This window comes from Pseudomonas sp. TE12508 (genome assembly GCF_056279485.1).
In genome coordinates, this window is record NZ_JBWCCN010000015.1 from 181,166 (window position 1) to 201,375 (window position 20,210).

Genomic DNA, 20,210 nt, shown 5'->3' on the forward strand with positions numbered 1-20,210 from the left:
TTTGCACATTTGCAAATCAGGGAAGATATGAAGCATGGCTTTGCAAGCAAACTGGGACGATCTTCGCCTGCTGTTGGCAGTCTCGCGACGTGGCAGCTTTCTTCAGGCCGGCCAATTGCTGGGGATCGCTGCGTCTACTGTGTCGCGACGGCTGACCCAACTTGAAAGGGCACTGGGCGAACCACTCGTGGAGCGGGGCGTTGAAGGATGCTGGTTAACCCCGCGAGGCCAATCCCTCGTGGACGTTGCCCTGGCTGCGGAAGCGGGCTTGAGGCGTCAAACCGTTACGGGCATGTCCGAGCCACACACAGAGTTATCTGGCACAGTCGTGGTCAGTGCAGGGGAGGGGTTCTCGTCTTGCGTGCTGGAGGCAGCGAGTCGCTTCACCTGCGCGCACCCGCGATGCTCGGTGGAGTTGCTGATAACAGCCGACTTTCACAAGATCGTCCGCGGCGCCGCAGACATTGCCGTACGCACAGCTCATCTGGGCGAGCCGTCGCTGATTTATCGCCCCTTGGGCAAGCTCGCTTACGGTGTCTTCGCCGATGCAAGTTATCTGAAGCGGTTTCCAGGAGTGACTCCGACCACTGCGGTCAATATTGCCTTGCTTCCTCCGCTGGATATGTTGCCGCAAATGTGTGTGGCAAAGGCCGCGGGTCTGGAACACACGCAGATCAGCGTGAACTCGTTCGCGGCTCAGCTCGAATCGGTGAGGCGAGGTATGGGCGTGGCAGTGCTGCCCTGTATTCTGGCGAAGGACCTGATCGGGTTGTTCCCGGATATCCAGCTTCCAGATATGGAGGTCTATCTGGTGACCCGGCCGCAGGCGTTGAAGCAGGCTCACATCAAGTGTTTTTTTGTCATTCTGGAGCAGGTGCTGCTGGAAGCCATTTCCATAGAATGTGTCGAAGATTACCCATTGGGGGAGGCGCCCTGAAATGGGTGAATAAGGGCAAATACATCTTCTAAAATTCAGTGGCTTTGACTTTGCAATCTGGTAGGGGCACAGTCTGGCGCTACGTGAGGATGGATGCCTCGGTGAAGCTTAAGGAGAATGCCGTGTTTCCGATCAATATCTGGCTTACCTATACTGCCGCGTGCTTGCTATTGGTACTCGCACCAGGCCCGGACAATCTGCTGGCCGTAGGCCGAGGACTCAGTCAGGGCAGGATAGCCGCTATCGTATCGGGCATGGCATCCGGGGCGGGAATTCTCTTTCATGTGGCAACCGCTTCACTCGGATTGACTTTGCTTATGCAGACGTCTGCAGTTGCCTTCTGGGTCGTCAAGCTCATCGGCGCCGGTTATCTACTTTGGCTTGGCATAAAAGTCCTACACTCTCGTAGCCTGATTAGCTTCCAGCCAGCGACTCGGCAATCACTGCCGAGCATTTTCCTCACGGGATTACTCTCGGCAGCGCTCAATCCGAAGCCTGGGTTTTTCGTTCTTGCATTCATCCCTCAGTTCGTCGACCCACAACGCGGCTCAGTGAGCGTGCAGATGCTGGTATACGGCATATGGTTCGCCGCACTGACGGCAGTGGGATTCGCACTTATGGGTGTATTTGCCACTGCACTGTCCCGATTTCTGCGTCAGAGGCCACGATTGGTAAATGGCCTGAACGTAGGGGCAGGACTCACCTTCGTTGCTTCGGGAGTATCGATAGCGGCACTCAGCCAAAAATAGGATCAGTATATTGGCGTCGCGGAGCTAAGATTTCAGCCTCGCTGAGCCCCGGTGATTATGAAAGCTGACGACTTTAAGACTTATCTTTCAGGGCTGAGATCATGGCTCTGTATAGCCGCGAAATTGTCATTCGCCGTCAGAATCTTGTTCGCATGCTGCCCTTTGATCGCAACCGCTAATCACATCCGTGCAGACGTTTCGCATGGATTGTTCTGGGACTACGGATACGGGCCTGGCACTTACTTGGGCAGCCGTATTTTCTGGGGGGCGCTTACGTTTTTTGACCCGATTGCAGCATTGCTACTATTCATCAAGCCAAGAGCCGGAATCGTGCTTACGGCAGCGATTATTTTGGTCGACGTAATCCACAACACTTTTTACGTCGCGTTGAAGCAACAGTGGCTGGAGCCGTTCTACCTGTCCCAGGTAGCTTTCCTTATCGTAGTATTCCTACTCTCACCCATCGCTTGGAATGACCCTGTTCGGGACGTAGCGCTCACCAATTCATTCCGGCTGTGATTCGCTCCACACGCCTGCCGACACAGCGAGCGAGTGAGATAGGGCAACTGCTGCCGCATCAGTGAGTGGCGGCGTCGGTTGATCACACCTTGCTACGTTGGGCTTTAGCGGGTGCTACTCCCCGGATAAAAATCGTTTGGTGATCATTGCCACTGCCTCCGCTGGAGATGTCAGGGCTGTGTCTATATTAAATGGGGCGTTATCCCACGCCTCATATTCATGATCCAATACAGACTGCCAGGTTGGTGGCGTCAGCCCGGGAATATCAATCTTCCTGGTTTCTACCCGTCTCCGGTGTTCATGTTTATCAGAGCAAACCACCTGGATATTCACTAATGGAGCACCAGAGCGTGTGGCGATTTCGCTCCACGCCTTTCGGCTTTCGATTACTGGGTTAACGCAGTCGACTATGACCGTGCTGCCAAAACGAAGATTGCTTAGAGCAAGCTCATTAGCGACCATGTAACCGCTCCGCCCCACGTCTTGTGCCAGAGCACCGGAATTTCGGATAGCCTGCTCAATCGTATCGATCCGCAGATACACGGCACTTGTTCTGGTGGCAAGGTCACTTGCGATAGTCGTCTTTCCGGTACCCGGAAGGCCGCTGAAGACAATGAGCATTTTATGTCCCTCGGTTAGTGAGTTAACCCAGTCCAGGCGGTTGCCTGATTTGCAGGACCAAGCCAGGAATCCCTTGATTCAAGAGATTCATACGCCATAACTAGCGGCTATAACAATGAGCGCGAGAAAACAGACCAACTGAACGAAAAAGAAGGCAAACCGAACCGCCACGAACGTATTGGTTTGCACATGGGATACGTGAACCACAGACTGGCACACGCGAGCGATCAGGACGATTACGGACAAGTAGCTCACTGCAGGGTCGTCGACACCAAGGGTTGAAATCACCCACACAATGGCGCCAAAGACCGGCAGATTTTCCACACAGTTCGCGTGTGCTCTTATCCCACGCCGATACCAATCCTCGCCTTCGAGCTGATCGCATTGGAAAGAGGCAATCGGAACATTCGAGAACAAGATTCTGACCCAGCGATACACCCCGACGGTTGCCATCAACAGCAGCAAAGTCCAGGTCGCAAATCCAAGCAACATCCACATCGGTATTGTCATGGCTGCCAGCCTCGATAAATCGTTTTCAACACGTCATCCCACAGCCGCGCGGCCGACGTACGGTCGGCCGCCCCCTGTCGATCAATTGCTCATGATTGGCGCCAGCGCGGTCTGAATCGTGGACATCTGTGCAGGTGTTGTCATGCGCGTAAGCAGTCGGCCAAAGTGTGGATGCTCCACGCCCGAGATAATGTATTGCCAGCGGTAGGCGCTCAGCACGCAGGCTTTGATTTGCGCTGTGTCATCGACACTGAATGACCGTGAAACATTGCGAATAAAGTAGTCGGCATCGGATGCCGATTGTGCCTGCAGTATTCCGTCGACGGCCGCCACCAGCGCAATCAGATCGTTCACTGCCTGGTCGCGCTCGGCTGGCGAGAGTTTCGCGTGCTCCGCCTTCCACTCCAGTTCATCGAGTACGACGTGCCGGCTTTCATCCTTCCAGTGAAACTTGAAAATATCCTTGAAGAGTGGGCACAACTCCTCACGCGGGGCGATGCTTTGCACGTAGTGCGCCTGAACAAACAGCTCGATATGACAGGTCAACGCCAACACTGACCAGGTGCTGGCTGCAAGTACCGAGCGCGCCACATCGTTTGGATCGGCAACTTGCCGATACCCCGCTGGCAAGTGCGAACTAATCATCGTCTCCATACGCCGGAACAGCTCCTGGTGCTTGATCTCGTCATTAGAGAAACGCACTAGCGCTTCGAGTGCGAGCTGATCGTCAAAGACATGGGCTCGACCTTGATCGAGCATTTTGGCGCTGATAAAACGCTCGACCAAGCCAAAGATATACGCATAGGTTCGGCCCTGAATCTGACTGAGCAGGCGCGCCTCATCCGCGTCGAGAAAGGTCAGGCGGTCGATCCGCGACAGTCCGTCGGGCAAGAATTTGCGCGAGAAGTCGAAGCTCCGATCCTGTAGCAAATCACGATCGATCTGCCATTCCGCTTTCTTCGATGATCTGACAAGTTGAGCATAACGGTCGGCGTTGCCCGAATCTGAGCTGGGCATGGTAGCAACGGTGTTCATATCGATCTCCTGCTTGCCTGGTCGAGTTGGAATGGGGCAATTACGGTTAACGTCGGAGCCAATGACCATCGGTGAAGCGTCTGGGGATCGTCTCGATCACGGAGTCCGCGTTGGTGCTAATCTAGGCCTCGCAGTTCAGGCGATGAATGACCAGTGCGCCTGATTACATGCTCCGGACTCCGGAAAGGAGGGCTGGCAATTGTTGGATGCGTTTTCTGATGTGTTGCGTGTGATTCGGCTGTCTGGAGGGGTTTTTCTCGAGGCGGAATTCACTGCGCCCTGGTGCATCAAGGGAAGAATCTCTGCGGACGATTGCAAACCGTTCCTGGCGGCACCTCGACATATCATTGCGTCGCATTTTGTCGCCGCAGGGCATATGCAATTACAAGTCGACGGCGGTGCCGCCATCGACGTGCGGGCAGGCGAACTCGTTCTGCTTCCTCACAATGACGCTCATTCTTTTGGCAGCGATCTAAGCATTGCGCCCATGCTGGCGGGCGAAGTTATTCAGCCGCCGGAAGTTGGCGCTATTTCACGAATCAAGTACGGCGGGGGCGGCGAGGTCACGCAACTATTGTGCGGATTCCTCGGCTCTGAAACCCCCTTCAGTCCGTTGCTTTCGTCGCTGCCATCCTTATTGAAACTAGACTTGCGCGCGACGGCTTCGGGAGCCTGGATTGAAAGCTCATTCCGTTTCGCTGTCAGTGAGATTGCGGCGGGGCGCCTCGGCTCGACAACAGTCATCGCCAAGCTCTCCGAATTGCTATTCGTCGAAGCCGTCAGCCAGTACGTCGCGAGCCTCCCCGCTGAGCGACGCGGGTGGCTGGCGGGTTTGCGAGATCCGCATATCGGGCGCGCACTGGCGCTGCTCCATGCCCGTCCAACCGAGGGCTGGACTGCAGAAGCCCTGGCGCTTGAAGTGGGCATGTCGCGCTCGGTATTCGCGGAGCGATTCACGGCATTGGTCGGACAGCCACCGATGCAATACCTGACGCTCTGGCGTATGCACGTGGCGGCTCAACAGCTGCGCGAAGGTCGCGGTAATGTGGCGCAAATCGGCTTTGCAGTGGGCTATGAATCCGAAGCCGCGTTCAGCCGCGCATTCAAACGCCAGTTCGGCACATCACCCGGCACTTGGCGCAGACAATCAGCGTGAGGTGGGGCCGGTGCTGATGGACACTCTGATCAAGCCAGGCAGCAAAAGTCTCATCACGGCCAATTCATCTACCCAGTCTCGCGCCGGCCTTGTCGGGGCGCATTACCTCCCAGTACTAAAGGAGGTGCCAATGAACGCTAAAGGACCATTCCAGTCTGGCGTCATAGGTTTAGGCTCAATCCCACGATCAAAAGATACCGGCTGCAATGGCCCATCCATCACTGCATCTTAAAACACTGTTCGCCTGAACACTTGATGTAGCACCGTCTCCCGCTGAACGTTGTCAATGATGACAATCAGACGAGCCTCACAGCCTGCGATATGAGTAGAAAACCTCACCTGATTTCCGGGTTTCCAGAATAAAAGAGGATTTATCATGAGCAGCACCTTCTTCATTCCATCCGTGAACATGATGGGCATTGGCAGTCTCGACGAAGCGATGCTCGCCATCCGCAAATATGGTTTCCGTAAAGCCTTGATCGTCACTGATGCCGGCCTGGCCAAAGCCGGCGTGGCCGCCAAGGTAGCCAGCCTTCTGGCCCAGCAGGACATCAACTCCACCCTGTTTGATGGCGCCAAACCGAATCCGACGGTCAGCAATGTCGAGAAAGGCCTCGAGCTGCTTGGTCGTAGCGATTGTGATTTCATTATTTCCCTGGGCGGCGGCTCACCCCATGACTGCGCCAAGGGCATTGCCCTGTGCGCCACCAACGGCGGGCACATCAGTGATTACGAAGGCGTGGATCAATCCGCCAAGCCACAGATGCCGTTGATTGCGATCAATACCACCGCCGGCACGGCGAGTGAAATGACCCGTTTCTGCATCATTACCGACGAAGTCCGGCACGTTAAAATGGCCATCGTCGACCGTAACGTCACCCCACTGTTGTCGGTCAACGATCCTTCGCTGATGGCAGGCATGCCCAAAGGCCTGACCGCCGCAACCGGCATGGACGCGCTGACCCACGCTATCGAAGCCTACGTGTCGACTGCGGCAACGCCGATCACCGATGCCTGTGCACTCAAGGCCGTGGAATTGATCTCGGCCAACCTGCGCACTGCCGTTGCCCAGGGTGACGACATGACCGCCCGGGAAAATATGGCCTACGCGCAATTTCTTGCCGGCATGGCCTTCAACAATGCTTCGCTGGGCTATGTCCACGCCATGGCGCACCAACTGGGTGGGTTCTACGACCTGCCCCACGGCGTCTGTAATGCGATCCTGCTGCCCCATGTCGCCAGCTTCAACGCCAGCGTATGCCTGGCCCGGTTTAAAGACATCGCCAACGCAATGGGTGTCGACACCCAGCATCTGGATGCGGAAAAAGGCGCCGCCGCAGCCATCACCGCCATCCGCAAACTGTCTTCGGATGTCGGTATTCCGAGCGGTCTCGCCGAACTGGGCGCCAAGGCCGACGATATCCCGATCCTTGCAGCCAATGCCATGAAGGATGCCTGCGGCTTTACCAACCCGCGTCCTGCCAATCAGGACGAGATCGAGCAGATTTTCCATACCGCGATGTAACCGATGTGAAGTAACGCCAGCCAGCTCAAAAGCCCCGCCTTCGGTTGAAGTGCGGGGCTTTTAGCAGCCAGCTGTCTCGTCCTGAATAAGGTTTACACCTTCTGACTTCTTATCAGGAAGGTATTCACTGTCCTTGCGAAGTGAGGTGAGCGATGGATTCTATGCTTCTGCTCGATCTCCGACAAAAAAACGGGTGCCCGCAAGGCACCCGTTTTCATTTACTCCGCCGCCTGCGCCCGCAAGCGTCGGCCGATCACATCCATCAAATCACAGCCATCGCGCAATGGAATGGCCAGTAGTTTGGAGAAGTCCGACAGCACCACCGTGTCGCAACCGATCTCGGCGCGGAAGGCGATGTTTTCCAAGACTTGGGTGACCGTGCGGATGCGGTAGTCGGCCATGGCGTGCAGGACGTCGAGTGGGGCTTGGGTGTCGATGAGCAGGGAGGCCGGGATCAGGTCGATTCCGGTGAGGGGCATGTATCTATCCATGTTTGAAAACTCCGATCAAATGCAAAGGTTGACTGTCCCTCAAATCGTCGCCAAACGAATGGGTGACAGCTGTACGCAGGTTGGCGAACCGGGATCGGAATACCGGCAGACCCGAAGGTCTCCCGCGCACAGCTGCCATAAAGACAGCTTTGCGAGCGCGCAACAGCATCTGCAATAAAGCACAGAGCTTTTGCACCCGATCGAACAGGTCGCCAAACCTGGTCGCCATTTGGGCGACGGGCGGACTATAAGCGTCAACGGGCTAGGCGGGCAAGGTGCAAGGGGCTGAGCTTCGTGTAGGAAGTGGTGGACGAACCTTTCCTTGCGTCTCTTGGAATCATATGGCGCATAGGTTTCAGAGGGGAGAGAAGCTATACTCCTGCGCCATGCACAATCCAGATCATATCCGCGAACTGCTCAAAAAATGGGTCGCCAAGACCATGCCTCATGGTGAGGGCGATGTCTTCATTGGGGAGCTTTGCTTCATCAACAAAGCAAGGCGCGCAGATCTTGTGCATGCCAACGGCCAGCTAACGGCGTTCGAAATAAAATCAGCCGCAGATAGCTTGTCCCGATGGGAAGGGCAGCAAGATGCGTATCTCAGTTGTTTTGATCAGGTTTGGCTTTGCTGTCATTCCAAACACATAGAGAAAGCGTTCGGCGTAACTCATAGGAGCGTCGGAATTCTTGTGGTTGATGATCTTGGATCTATCGCTGTGGTCAGGAAAGCAACTCACAATAAATTGCGCGATAAATTTACCCTCACAGGGCTTCTGTGGCGGTCGGAATTAGACGAGATCTGCAAAGAATTTCAACTTGAAACGAAAAGTGCTATGAGGATAAAGGAGGTGCGCCTCGAAGTGACCGAGGCGCTGGAGTGGGAGCTTATTCGAGATAAGGTTTTAAGCAGTCTTAAGGTTCGTTATTCTGGAGGTCAGAATATGTCGTCGATGGATACGTTGTCGCCATCATCTTGCTGAAGGAACTGGAGCGTCGCGCAAATATGCTGATTGGCTCTTAGGCCGTTCCACACTCCATTGTTACCATACCGCTCACTAGTTTGGCTGATACGTCCATATTCTCTGGTCGCCCAGCAAAAATCATCTCCGTGGTAGTCGGGCAACTGACGAATATCTCTTGCTAACTGAACATAATTTTCGAATTCTTTATCTCTTCCTAGACGTTTCAACCACCATTCATTAGGTGTGTAATAACTGGCGAAGGGTATGACGGCCATGCCTTGGATATACTCTACTGCGGCGCCAGGGTTGGTGCCCGCGTAATCGCCATAAATTAAGTTTATTGAGCCATTTAACTGTTTGGCCTCAGCTTGCCAAACAATATCGTGACATATGGCGGTGCTGGAGCTTCCTGATTGAGGTTTTTGACTAGGGAATGATGAGCTGATTAGGGTTGTACTATGAACTTCGTAGTTGTTTATGGTAGATAAAATGTGATCGAGAGTGCCGCCATTGATAGTGGAAATTGGAGATCTATCTCCAAAATCCAAAATGACAAGTATGTTTTCTGGGGTTGATATGGCGTCTAGAATATTTATGACCCTGTCCCAGCTTGGGCCAACTATTTCGGTGGGACAAACAACCCTGACTGCGATGACGTTGAAGTCTATTAGCAATAGTCTTGCCAGTTGTATGATGTCTCGGGCGTTGTCAGTATCCAGCCAGGATACGACTGGGATTAATGAGTTGTTTTTTACTTTTACCTCTGCGAACCAATTGCGTTTATTTTCAAAGTGGTTGTTGGAGTTATGCAGGTCTCTTTCACCTATCACGTCGCTGGCAATGTCAAGCGGAGATCTAGATATATCCATCAAATAAGGGTAGTCACCCCAGTTCGCGAGAAAATCATTAAGATGACGCTCCATGCCTCTCATGTTGAGAAGAGGGGATATCAATTCTTTACGTGGATCTTCTAGATTTATCAGAGCTTTTACATCGTTTTGGCCTACCTTCATACACGGTGTATAAAGCATGGGTACCTTCCTTTGGTGGTGTGCTTAACCCGTCTGGGGTTGGATTGAGCGTAGATGCCTTTTCCGCCACCGAGATCCTAGTGATGTATCTGCGTATTTCTGTTCGGCTTCCCTAGCGAGTACATTAAAAAAAGCAATCTCACTGGCATCAGGTTCCGTTATTCATGCCTACGTAAATCCAATTACAATCCTCCGATTACGTCGTGTCCTATCCCCACCCGAGACGGAACCTCAATGCAAACCCCCACCACCCAACACCCCCTCTGGCAAACCTACCTCCTGTTCCTCGCCCCCATGGTCCTTTCCAACTTCCTCCAATCCATGTCCGGCACGATCAACAGCATCTACATCGGCCAAATGCTCGGCACCCAAGCTCTCGCGGCGGTATCAGGCATGTTCCCCGTAGTGTTCTTCTTCATCGCCCTGGTCATCGGCCTCGGCGCTGGCGCTGGGGTGTTGATCGGTCAAGCCTGGGGCGCTCGCGAGTTGCATTTGGTGAAGGCCATTGCCGGTTCGACGTTGCTGTTGGGGGCGATGATCGGGTTGGTGGCGGCGGTGTTGGGCAGTGTGTTTGCCCGGCCGGCGTTGCAGGGTTTGGGCACGCCGGTGGATGTGCTGGACGATGCGGTGGCGTATGCGCATGTGATGATGTGGATCTTGCCGTCGCTGTTGGTGTTTGTGTTGTTCACGCAGTTGCTGCGTGGGGTGAGCGATACGGTGTCGCCGTTGTTGGCGCTGGTGGTGTCGACGTGTGTCGGGCTGGCGCTGACGCCGGCGTTGATTCTCGGGTGGTTGGGGTTGCCGCCGATGGGGATTCAGAGTGCGGCGTGGGCGGGGTTGGCGGGTAACTTGGCGGCGATGGGGTGGCTGGCGTGGCGATTGATTCGCAAGGGGCATCCGTTGGCGCCGGATCGGGAGATGTTTGCGTCGATGCGGCTGGATCTGGAGATCCTCGGCAAGGTGTTGCGTATCGGGCTGCCGACCGGGTTGCAGATGGTGGTGCTGTCGTTGTCGGAGCTGGTGATTCTGGCGCTGGTGAATCAGCACGGTTCCCAGGCGACGGCGGCGTACGGGGCGGTGACGCAGATCGTCAATTACGTGCAGTTCCCGGCGCTGTCGATTGCGATCACGGCGTCGATTCTCGGTGCGCAGGCGATTGGGGCAGGGCGCATCGAGCGCATGGGGCCGATTTTGCGCACGGGGCTGTTGATCAACGTGTGCCTGACCGGTGGTTTGGTGGTGTTGGGTTACTTGCTGTCGCACTGGTTGCTGGGGTTGTTCCTCACGGATGATTCCACCCGGGCGATGGCGGAACACCTATTGCACATCATGCTTTGGAGTCTGCTGGTGTTTGGCTTTCAGGCGATTGTCGGCGGCATCATGCGCGCCAGCGGCACGGTGTTGGTGCCGGTGGTGGTTACGATCGTTTGCGTGGTCGGGGTGCAGTTGCCGGTGGCGTATCTGCTGGATGCGCGCTTTGGGCTGCAAGGTGTGTGGATGGCGTTTCCGGTGGCCTATCTGGGCATGCTGATGCTGCAGACGCTGTATTACAAAATGGTCTGGCAGCATCAGAAGATTGAGCGGTTGGTGTAGGGCGTTCGTTTGAGTGCGAAATTGCACTCCACTTGACCACCTGTTTGCATTCGACCTGACCAATAATTTGCATCGCTTCTGACCACCGGTTGCATGGGATTTGACCGTCATGCTTCGTAACCGTGATCGGCAGAGAATTGCGCATTGCAGCCCTTCTCGACAGGCAGCAATCGGCCGAGGCTGTGTAAAAACGTTTTTGATCGTAATAGGTGGCTGGATTCGACACAAAAATTGCGCTCCTACGCAAATTTCAGGTCTGCTGAGTTGCCGAGTGCCAGCAATCCTAGAACTCCACTTTGTTGTTCGCGGACTGCGTCAAAAACTCGGTAATCAGTGACGTAACCTGCTGTTGGATTACCTCGCGCGGGCGAGCATTGTCGCCATCCCCGCAAATGATGCCATCGCCAGGCATGTCCTCTTCGAGCAATGCCACGGCATCTGGTTTGCAAATCGGCAAGAAGCTGAAATGGCTGGCGTCACTGATCTCGACATAGCGGCTGGACGCTTGGGGCAGGCGTGTGGCCAGGTTGGCGGACTCCAACTGAGCAGGCAGTTCCACCGATGGTGCGCCGGCAGCGATAACTAGCACCGGCACCGGCAGTGCCGCAAGGCTCTCATCGGTCATCCCGCGCGAGAGTCCCAGGTCCAAAGAAACCACAGCGGTGACCCGTTGATCGCGCAAATCGCCGGCCAGAGCAGCCTTTAATGCCGGAGTACTCTCAGGGTTGATCTTTTGATAATTGGTGCAACTGGATAACTGCGGATGGAGTTTGCAGTCACGGGCAAACAGGGCCGGGTCGAAACGAGCACCGGCGATCTCCATTGCAGTCCAGCCGCCGAGTGAATGGCCCACTACAGCAATTTGACGCTTTGCGACCACGCCAAATTTTTCAGGTTGAGTGGTGACCGCCTCAATGGCCCGATGCAGGTCAATGGGCCGCTGCCATAACTGCGCCGCCGCTTGCGGGCTGCGATCATGGGTCGTGGTGCCGGGGTGGTTGACCGCTGCGACAATGTAACCCTTATGGGCCAATGCACTCGCCAACCAGTTCTGATTGTTCCAATTGCCTCTGAATCCATGGGAGAGCACCACCAATGGGTGCTCTCCAGCGGAGGGTGGCGCGTTGCGAACCGCAGAAGCACCGACAAACACCACATCGTCGCCGATCAACTGTGGGGTGACGGTCGTTGTACTGGGATACCAGACGACCATCTCCAGCGGACGCTCATTGTGTGGGTCCGGCAGGGTGGAGGATTGGAAGCCGACAGAGTTGACGTCAGCGAGAGCGCTGGTCGTCAGACAGGTTAAAAGCAGGGCGCCGAGAGCTGTTTTCAATGGGGTTTGTCTTCCTTGATTTAGATAGGGGTTCAGAACCTGAAACCCACCGATAGCGTGCATCACATCTCGCAAGTTATAGAAATCCAGCGCCGTGAGCAGGTGAATCTGCACCGACATTAAAGCCGATACTCCGACTGACATGCATAGTTTTCGTTATCTGCATTGACCGGTCAGCAGCCGGGCTTTCGGGGCAAGTCCGAAGGGCCGCGACGGCCAGCAATCGACCAAAGCTGACGGTCGACCAAGCAAGCTCAGAGCCAAAGATGCATTCCCAATAGGAATGCATTGCATAAAATTAATGAATTTTTATTATCGCCCTGTATGACCTAACTTGATTCAAGGACATGGAGAAGCGCCTTGAAATCATTACCGCTCAACTCAGCTGAAAAATTTGATACCCATCGGGCCAATGAGTACGGAAGACAGAGTCGTATCGCATTAGCAGGCTATGACGCCTGCCACGATCTTGTTGCGTGCATGCTATCGGCAAGCCTCGGCGATACAAATTCGGCGAAAGTACTGGTGGTTGGCGCTGGCGGCACTGCGCAGGAAATTGTTGCGATGGCAACGCTGGAGCCTGTCTGGCGCTTCACTGCCGTTGATCCATCCGCGCCCATGCTGGAGGCTGCGAAGCACCAGTTGGAGGCCAACGACTTGCTTGAAAGAACGGACCTGCATCTTGGGCATGTTGAAGACCTGGCAGCAGGCCCGTCCTACGACGCAGCCACCTTGATCGGTGTCCTGCATCATCTCGAAGGTGATGATGCCAAGCACCAGCTTTTACGTTCCATTCGGGCTCGTCTGAAACCCGATGCGCCACTGATTGTCGCGGGAAATCAGTACGCGTATGCCAGCCAACCGCTATTGCTGGCTGCCTGGGGCCAACGGTGGCGGCAGCACGGAGCCAGCCCGGATGAAGTGAAGGTCAAGCAGGGAAAAATCCTCCAGGGCGCTGACCCGCCACATTCTGAGGCGGCGGTTCAAAAACTGTTGAACGACGCCGGGTTCGGGGACGCTACGCGTTTCTTCAGCAGCCTGTTCTGGGGTGCCTGGTTGACGTGCAAAAGGGTTTGAAGGTGGACGCGACAGGCCGCAAATGGCCGTTCTCTACCAGTCGTGTGAGACAGAAAGCGACCCAATATAGATAGTCCGTGTCGAACGCGACAAACCGTCGGGATGAATTACTCCCCGGATTGCAAGCGCTCGATAGCTTCGAGAAGCTGGCCGTCGAAGTACTCGGTTTCATCTCGTTCCTGGTCTTTCATGCGGCGCTTCGCCTCGATGAGCAGGTGTTTGGTCGCGATGTTCTGATTCAAAAAAGTAGCGACCATAAGATCATTCAAACTCTCTAGAGGTGTGTCCCATGCCTCCCTGCAACGCTGAATTAGTCCTGTGGGGGCATCCCCACGCCATGGACCTAAAATATCCGAGACTGCCAGGGTGGAGGTCATGAGCCTGCCTTTGAGAGAAATTGAAGGGCTGGTAATTTCGCACGCTCGGGAGATTGATGAATAGCGAAATCGAATGCCCGCTTCTGGCCGATTTCTGCCTGTCGTGACGGGCAGCAATCGACCTAACGCTGCCCCTCTTGCAAGTGGCGATTTTTACGTTTTACTCATCATATTTATGTGAATTTGGTATTAGTGCTATGTGATTAGCGCGGTTTATCGATTAATCATTGAAAGGTAATTTGCTTCTCGGCGAAATCAAATCGAGAGCAAGTCATGATCCAGAGCTTCATCCGCCAAAACATGCCCGCTGCTGCAAAGGCCGGCAGTCTTTGTTTCGCACTGGGTGCCAGTGCGTTGGTCAGCGCTGACGATCACGCCCCGCTGATCATCAAGGATCAGGGCAGCGTCATAGCCGGCGGTGGATTGATCACCCAACCGGGAACCTTCGACCCCTACAAACCGTTGATGCCTGATGGCCAGACCTATCACGGCGACCATGTGTATGCGTTCTATCAGGTTCCCGTCGACGCTCGTCCGCTACCCATTCTCATGCTGCATGGCGCGGGGCAGTCCGCGAAGTCCTGGGAGACAACGGCCGACGGCCGTGAAGGGTTCCAGAACATTTTCCTGCGGCGAGGATTCTCCACGTACCTGATCGACCAGCCGCGCCGTGGCGATGCGGGACGCAGCCTGGTTGAAACGACGATCAAACCGGTGCCGGACGAGCAGCTGTGGTTCAACCAGTTCCGCATCGGCCTGTGGCCCGAAAGTTTCAAGGGCAGCCAGTTTCCTCGTGGGCCGGCAGCCCTTGAGCAGTTCTTTCGGTCGATGACGCCCAATACCGGGCCTTACGACATTGATGTCGTATCCAATGGCGTTTCCGCGCTGCTGGAAAAGACCGGGCCGGCCATCTTGTTCACCCATTCTCAGGGTGGCGGCCCCGGTTGGCTGACGGCGATCAAGAGCCGCAACGTGCGAGCCATCGTGGCCTTCGAACCGGGCAGCAGCTTCGTGTTTCCAGAAGGTGAGGTGCCCACACCGATTGCCAGCGCGTTCGACACGCTCGCGGGTCAGGCCATATCGGCGGAACAGTTCAAAGCACTGACCAAAATCCCCATCGTTATTTTCTACGGCGACAACATCCCCGACCAACCGGTTCGGTTACCAGCCCAGGACAGCTGGCGCGCGCGGCTCGAGATGGCGCGCGTGTGGCGCGATACGGTGAATCGACAGGGCGGTGACGTGAGGCTCGTTCACCTGCCGGAGATCGGTATCAAGGGCAATAGTCACTTTCCCTTTTCGGACATGAATAACGTCGAGATCGCTGATCTGGTTTCGCAGTTTCTCGCTGAAAAAAATCTGGATTGATCAAGGACGCGGCGATATCGGCCAGCCCTCTCACACACTTGAAGTATCAGGGGTATTCCTAATGATGCGAACTACGCTGAAGGCCACGTTGATGGCGGCCATGATCGGAATGTCGGGCGTCGAAGCCGAGGCGGCGGACTACAAGCAGAACCCATTCACATTGACCTACGGCGGCGCGCTGACCAAGAACGAACCGGGCAAGGTCAACATCCACCCGGTCACCTACAAACTCAATGGACTGGACATTGCTGCCAACGTTTACACCCCGGCGAACTATGATGCGGCGAAAAAATACCCGGTCGTCGTCGTGGCGCACCCCAATGGTGGGGTGAAGGAGCAGGTCGCGGGCCTGTATGCCCAACGCCTGGCAGACCAGGGCTACATCACGATCGCGGCGGATGCGGCGTATCAAGGGGCCAGTGGGGGTGAGCCGCGCAATGTGGACAAACCGACGCATCGCATTGAAGACATCCATGGCATGGCTGATTTCATTGCCAGCTATCCCGGCGTCGACAGCAAGCGTCTGGGCTTGCTCGGTATTTGCGGCGGTGGCGGTTATTCATTGGCGGCGGCGCAAACCGACAAGCGCTTCCAGTCAATTGCGACCTTGAGCATGTTCAACTCTGGGTTGGTTCGCCGTAATGGCTACCAGGATTCGCAGCTGTCGACGATTCAGGAACGCTTGCAGCAGGCGTCCGCGGCCCGCGCCCAGGAAGCGGCGGGTGGAGAAGTCCTCTACGTCGGTGATGCCAGGCTGACTGATGAACAGATCGCCAAGCTGCCGTTTGATCTGTATCGACAGGGCTTCGAGTACTACGGCAAGACCCACGCTCACCCCAACTCGACTTTCCGTTACACCCAGAGCAGCCTGATGGACCTGATGAGCTTCGATGCCACGGATCAGATCGAGCTGATCGACAAGCCGTTGCTGATGATCGCGGGCAGCAAGGCCGACAGCCTGTACATGTCGCAACAAGCCTTTGCCAAAGCCACCGGCACCCAAGATAAAAAACTGTTCACCATCGATGGCGCGACCCATATCGACACCTACTGGGTGCCTGCGTATGTGGACGTCGCCATGGACAAGCTGACCGCGTTTTACGCGAGAACGCTTTGACTTGAAGGGATACGTCCTCATGAAGAACACTTTGATAGGTATCGCGGTGTGTGCCGCGGCCCCCTTCGCCGACGCCGCCGGGGCAGACGATGCCAGTGAGTCCCGCCGAACCGAGCAGCAGATCAGCCGGGCGGGTACTCAGGCTGCAGTTGCGGGACCTGCGGACTATTTCACTGGGCGGGTACGCGTCGATCCTTTGTTTCCGGCCACGGACGAGATTCATGCTTCCGGCGCTTATGTCAGTTTCGAACCGGGCGCACGCTCGGCCTGGCATACCCACCCCGCAGGACAGCGATTGGTGGTGACTTCTGGCGTGGGGCGGGTCCAGGAGTGGGGCAAGCCGATGCAGGAAATCCACCCTGGCGACGTCATCGTCTGCCCTCCGGGCGTCAAACACTGGCATGGCGCCGCTCCGGCGAGCGCCATGACGCACCTCGCCGTGACGGGCTCGGTGGATGGCAAGAGTGTGCAATGGCTGGAGAAAGTGACCGAGGAGCAATACAACGCCCAAGGTTCGGTGGCACCGAAAGCCGAGCCTGCAAGCCAATCGGTGTCCGAGACGCTGTCCGCCAAGCAACAGGCCATCCCGTTGATGGCCGCCGCCATGGCCACGAGCAACATGTCCGGGCTCAATGCCGCGTTGAATCAGGGGCTTGATGCGGGCCTGACGGTCAGCGAGGCGAAGGAAATCCTGGTGCAACTCTACGCCTACAGCGGTTTTCCACGCAGTCTCAATGCACTTGGCGAACTGATGAAGGTGGTCGAGGCACGCAAGCAACGTGGCATTCAGGACGATCCGGGGCGTGAGCCCGGTCGGGTCATACCCGTCGGCGATGAACTCCTGGCGGCGGGCAAAGCCAATCAGACGCGAATCGCCGGTGCGCCGGTTCAGGGCCCGTTGTTCGACTTCGTTCCGGTCATCAACCAGTACTTGCAGGCGCATCTGTTCGGCGACATCTTCGAGCGCGATAACCTGGACTGGCAAAGTCGTGAGTTGGCCACCGTCGCTGCTTTAGCCGTCACTCCCGGTGTCGAGGCGCAACTGCGCTCGCACATGGCCGCCAGCCTGCGGGTCGGCCTGACGGCTGCGCAGTTACGTCAGCTGGTTCAGCTGCTGGCTGAGCAAGGTGATGCCGCCGCGGCCAAGCGTGCCGGTGAAGCGCTGGATAGCGTCCAGGCCAATCAACCCAAATAGCGCAGGGCTTCGCGCAGCAAGGTGAAGGCCGGTGAACTCTGGCGCCGGCTCGGATAATAGAGGTGGTAGCCAGAGAAGGGTTCGCACCAGTCTTTGAGCACGTGAACCAACCGACCTTGCGCCACATGCTCCAGCACCAGGTCCTCCGGCATGTAGGCCAACCCCAGTCCCTGAAGGGCCGCCTCCAGGCGCATGGCGATGTTGTTGAAAACCAGCTGGCCTTCGACCCGTACTTTCAGTTCTTGCCCGTCTTTTTCGAACTCCCAGAGGAACAGGCCGCCGTAAGTCGGCATACGCAAGGTGATGCAGTTGTGCACCGTGAGATCACTCGGGATGACCGGCTCGGGATATCGGGTGAAATAGGCCGGGGAGCCCACCACTGCCATGCGCATGTCAGGGCCGATGCGCATGGCGATCATGTCCTTGGCCACTTGCTGACCCAGCCGTACGCCAGCGTCGAAACCCTCCGCCACGATGTCGGTAAGGCCGTAATCGACGATGATTTCGATATTCAGATCGGGATTATCGGGCAGCAGCTTCGCCAGCACCGGATGCAACAACGTGATCGCCGCGTGCTCACCGGCCGTGATGCGTAATTTGCCGGCCGGTTTGTCGCGGAACTCGCTGAGCAACGCCAGTTCACTGTCGATTTCTTCAAACCGGGGGGCGATAACCCGCAGCAGATGTTCGCCGGCTTCGGTGGGGGAGACACTTCGAGTGGTGCGAGCAAGCAACCTGACCCCCAATCGCTCCTCCAGCTGGCGCATGGCCCGGCTCAAGGCCGGTTGAGACATGCCGAGCCTGGCCGCCGCGCGGGTGAAACTACGTTCTTGGGCCACGGCCGAGAAGATCGCGAGTTGGTCGTAGCTTTCGACGATCATTTATACGCCCCTGTTATAAACAGTCTGCGATTATGCCATCAATGCGATTTATCGTCCGTTCCCTTAGGGGGCGAAGAATAAAATATACCGATCATGACCGTCCGCTTTTGGCCGTTTTCTGCCGGTCACGAAGGGCTACAATCGGCCAGGAGCGGACGGCTCCCGGAAAACATTGCTAGCATTTTGCTACTATTAGATACTCTTGCCATTGGCTCGGTATAAACACTAGGTTTTTCCATGTTCGACAGAAGCGACTTTGATCAACTCTCCAGCGAGCAACTGATTCACCGGAAAGCGCACAATAATTGTCCCGGTTTCCATTATGTCACCTATCCATCCATCGCTTTTCTATTCTCAGAATCTGAGGAGACCATCAGGGTAACCCGTGCCCACAAGCGGCAAGGCGAGAACGGATTAAACTTCTGGCTTCGCGCGGAATGGATCGATTGGCGGCCTGGAGGAGAAAGTTATTTCGCGGGATACGTTTCCGACGCTAAGTTTGAGGAAATCTCGGAAGCCGTTTTCAATCAAATGGTTGCGGATCAGACGATCGATTTGATCGCTCCGCTCAAACAACCGTTGCATGAGCCCATCGGTTTCGTAGGAGCGCTATTGATGTACTCAATGAAAACCGATTTCATCGTTTCGCTGTTCGCGGAGTATGAAGATGAGTACATCCATTTCCATTGGGACACGACTGCATGAGTGGCAGTTAAGGGGCGTTTTCAGCCGGTGGCGACCGGCAGAAATCGGCCAGAAGCGGACGTGTTGACGCTTGTTACTCTCATTGGAGGTTGTCAACCGACCACGACGCAGGGAAGCTACAGTGACGTTTACCATAAGGACATGCTGAAATGAACGCGCGAAAAATTTTAATCACAGGTGCTGCGGGCCGAATCGGCAGCGCTTTTTGGAAAGCGCATTACGATAAGTCAGATTTGCGTTTAGCCGATATAGATGTATCAACACTTCCGCAATCGGCACAACGTTTCGCTCTCGACATCAGCGTTCAAGCCAGTTGCCTTGAAGCTTGCGAAGGCATACATACAGTGATTCATCTAGCTGCTGACCCTCGCCCAGACGCCGATTTCATGACATCCCTGCTCCCTGTGAATATTGTGGGCACCTACAACATGCTATTCGCCGCAAAGGCTCAAGGCTGCGAGCGCTTTATATTTGCGAGCAGCGCTCAGGCTATCGAAGGTTATCCAGAGGATGTCCAGGTACATGAATGTATGGCACCTAAGCCAGGCAATCTATACGGGGTCAGCAAAGCGTTCGGGGAAGCTCTGGCTTCGATGTATGCAAACGATGGTCAAATGACAACAATCGCAGTCCGTATTGCAAACGTAGCTATATTTCACCAAGGGGAAAACCACAGTCACAGGGATGTAGCTGCTTTTATTAGTATCAGGGATGTTGTCGCACTACTTAGTAATTGCGTCGAGGCCGAGCTGAGCGGATTTCATGTTATCCACGGGGTCTCAGATAACAGATATAAGCGACTTTCTATCGAGAAGACCAGAAAAGTTGTGGGGTACGCTCCCTTTGATGATGGATTTGAGATTCTGGAAGGACACGCTCAACCTGACTGAACTACTTCATTAATTGCTGCCCCTTCGACTGTCCGCTTCGGGTCCAGGCTGTGTGAAAACGCACTGAATACGTCGAAAGTTGAGAGCTACGGGTGTTGCCTGCGAAACCAGCAGACTGAAGCGCGAATTGCCCTG

Annotated in this window: 20 protein-coding genes; 12 read left to right on the forward strand and 8 right to left on the reverse strand. The window is 55.6% G+C overall.

Going from position 1 to position 20,210, the window contains the following annotated elements; genetic code table 11:
* The first annotated feature begins 34 nt into the window (after positions 1–34).
* Together ACZ9IM_RS21190 and ACZ9IM_RS21195 are read left to right on the forward strand one after the other, a co-directional pair.
* Positions 35–937, forward strand: a complete 903-nt coding sequence (locus ACZ9IM_RS21190; protein ID WP_476224889.1) for a LysR family transcriptional regulator — start codon at positions 35–37, stop codon at positions 935–937.
* 122 nt (positions 938–1,059) lie between these two features.
* The gene (locus ACZ9IM_RS21195) at positions 1,060–1,686 is read left to right on the forward strand and encodes a LysE family translocator (RefSeq protein ID WP_476224890.1); all 627 of its coding nucleotides are present in this window, start codon (positions 1,060–1,062) and stop codon (positions 1,684–1,686) included.
* Positions 1,687–2,319: 633 nt separating this feature from the next.
* On the opposite strand, the gene ACZ9IM_RS21200 is transcribed toward ACZ9IM_RS21195, so the two are convergent.
* The 3 genes from ACZ9IM_RS21200 to ACZ9IM_RS21210 form a co-directional block, all read right to left on the reverse strand.
* Positions 2,320–2,826 (reverse strand): P-loop nucleotide/nucleoside kinase family protein, encoded by a 507-nt coding sequence (locus ACZ9IM_RS21200; RefSeq protein WP_123493927.1) that lies wholly within the window; start codon positions 2,824–2,826, stop codon positions 2,320–2,322.
* 87 nt (positions 2,827–2,913) lie between these two features.
* Positions 2,914–3,336, reverse strand: a complete 423-nt coding sequence (locus ACZ9IM_RS21205; protein WP_476224891.1) for an MAPEG family protein — start codon at positions 3,334–3,336, stop codon at positions 2,914–2,916.
* A gap of 81 nt (positions 3,337–3,417) precedes the next feature.
* A complete protein-coding gene (locus tag ACZ9IM_RS21210) occupies positions 3,418–4,371 on the reverse strand; it encodes a diiron oxygenase (RefSeq protein ID WP_476224892.1) in 954 nt (317 codons plus the stop codon).
* 199 nt (positions 4,372–4,570) lie between these two features.
* Between ACZ9IM_RS21210 and ACZ9IM_RS21215 the strand changes: the two genes are divergently transcribed.
* A complete protein-coding gene (locus ACZ9IM_RS21215; RefSeq protein ID WP_007905716.1) occupies positions 4,571–5,527 on the forward strand; it encodes an AraC family transcriptional regulator in 957 nt (318 codons plus the stop codon).
* Between the two features lie 376 nt (positions 5,528–5,903).
* The gene (gene yiaY / locus ACZ9IM_RS21220; RefSeq protein ID WP_476224893.1) at positions 5,904–7,052 is read left to right on the forward strand and encodes an L-threonine dehydrogenase; all 1,149 of its coding nucleotides are present in this window, start codon (positions 5,904–5,906) and stop codon (positions 7,050–7,052) included.
* A gap of 218 nt (positions 7,053–7,270) precedes the next feature.
* On the opposite strand, the gene ACZ9IM_RS21225 is transcribed toward yiaY, so the two are convergent.
* On the reverse strand, positions 7,271–7,543 hold the full coding sequence (locus ACZ9IM_RS21225; RefSeq protein ID WP_048397200.1) for a hypothetical protein: 273 nt from the start codon (positions 7,541–7,543) through the stop codon (positions 7,271–7,273).
* A 386-nt stretch (positions 7,544–7,929) separates the two neighbouring features.
* On the opposite strand from ACZ9IM_RS21225, the gene ACZ9IM_RS21230 reads away from it, so the two are divergent.
* Positions 7,930–8,523 (forward strand): sce7726 family protein, encoded by a 594-nt coding sequence (locus ACZ9IM_RS21230; protein ID WP_427622807.1) that lies wholly within the window; start codon positions 7,930–7,932, stop codon positions 8,521–8,523.
* Here the strand turns inward: ACZ9IM_RS21230 and ACZ9IM_RS21235 are convergent.
* Entirely contained in the window at positions 8,478–9,536 is a 1,059-nt protein-coding gene (locus ACZ9IM_RS21235) for a beta family protein (RefSeq protein ID WP_427622806.1), read from the reverse strand. The genes ACZ9IM_RS21230 and ACZ9IM_RS21235 overlap by 46 nt on opposite strands.
* Positions 9,537–9,770: 234 nt before the next feature.
* Between ACZ9IM_RS21235 and ACZ9IM_RS21240 the strand changes: the two genes are divergently transcribed.
* Positions 9,771–11,129, forward strand: a complete 1,359-nt coding sequence (locus tag ACZ9IM_RS21240; RefSeq protein ID WP_427622805.1) for an MATE family efflux transporter — start codon at positions 9,771–9,773, stop codon at positions 11,127–11,129.
* 283 nt (positions 11,130–11,412) lie between these two features.
* On the opposite strand, the gene ACZ9IM_RS21245 is transcribed toward ACZ9IM_RS21240, so the two are convergent.
* A complete protein-coding gene (locus ACZ9IM_RS21245) occupies positions 11,413–12,465 on the reverse strand; it encodes an alpha/beta hydrolase family protein (protein ID WP_476224902.1) in 1,053 nt (350 codons plus the stop codon).
* Between the two features lie 360 nt (positions 12,466–12,825).
* Between ACZ9IM_RS21245 and ACZ9IM_RS21250 the strand changes: the two genes are divergently transcribed.
* Positions 12,826–13,542 (forward strand): class I SAM-dependent methyltransferase, encoded by a 717-nt coding sequence (locus ACZ9IM_RS21250; protein ID WP_476224894.1) that lies wholly within the window; start codon positions 12,826–12,828, stop codon positions 13,540–13,542.
* A 107-nt stretch (positions 13,543–13,649) separates the two neighbouring features.
* Here ACZ9IM_RS21250 and ACZ9IM_RS21255 read toward each other — a convergent pair whose 3' ends face one another.
* Positions 13,650–13,919, reverse strand: a complete 270-nt coding sequence (locus tag ACZ9IM_RS21255; RefSeq protein ID WP_427622803.1) for a hypothetical protein — start codon at positions 13,917–13,919, stop codon at positions 13,650–13,652.
* 273 nt (positions 13,920–14,192) lie between these two features.
* Between ACZ9IM_RS21255 and ACZ9IM_RS21260 the strand changes: the two genes are divergently transcribed.
* From ACZ9IM_RS21260 to ACZ9IM_RS21270, 3 genes are all read left to right on the forward strand, one after another.
* Complete coding sequence (locus tag ACZ9IM_RS21260; RefSeq protein ID WP_476224895.1) at positions 14,193–15,287, forward strand: alpha/beta hydrolase; 1,095 nt, start codon at positions 14,193–14,195, stop codon at positions 15,285–15,287.
* A gap of 61 nt (positions 15,288–15,348) precedes the next feature.
* A complete protein-coding gene (locus tag ACZ9IM_RS21265) occupies positions 15,349–16,404 on the forward strand; it encodes an alpha/beta hydrolase (protein WP_476224896.1) in 1,056 nt (351 codons plus the stop codon).
* Between the two features lie 19 nt (positions 16,405–16,423).
* Positions 16,424–17,599 (forward strand): (R)-mandelonitrile lyase, encoded by a 1,176-nt coding sequence (locus tag ACZ9IM_RS21270; protein ID WP_476224897.1) that lies wholly within the window; start codon positions 16,424–16,426, stop codon positions 17,597–17,599.
* Here the strand turns inward: ACZ9IM_RS21270 and ACZ9IM_RS21275 are convergent.
* The gene (locus ACZ9IM_RS21275; RefSeq protein WP_427622800.1) at positions 17,587–18,480 is read right to left on the reverse strand and encodes a LysR family transcriptional regulator; all 894 of its coding nucleotides are present in this window, start codon (positions 18,478–18,480) and stop codon (positions 17,587–17,589) included. The two genes, ACZ9IM_RS21270 and ACZ9IM_RS21275, sit on opposite strands and share 13 nt — an antisense overlap.
* A 237-nt stretch (positions 18,481–18,717) precedes the next feature.
* Between ACZ9IM_RS21275 and ACZ9IM_RS21280 the strand changes: the two genes are divergently transcribed.
* Both ACZ9IM_RS21280 and ACZ9IM_RS21285 read left to right on the forward strand, forming a co-directional pair.
* Complete coding sequence (locus ACZ9IM_RS21280; protein ID WP_427622799.1) at positions 18,718–19,185, forward strand: hypothetical protein; 468 nt, start codon at positions 18,718–18,720, stop codon at positions 19,183–19,185.
* A gap of 149 nt (positions 19,186–19,334) precedes the next feature.
* Positions 19,335–20,075 carry an NAD-dependent epimerase/dehydratase family protein gene (locus ACZ9IM_RS21285; RefSeq protein WP_008047277.1) on the forward strand — a complete coding sequence of 247 codons (741 nt, stop codon included), beginning with the start codon at positions 19,335–19,337 and terminating at the stop codon, positions 20,073–20,075.
* The last annotated feature ends 135 nt before the right edge of the window (positions 20,076–20,210 follow it).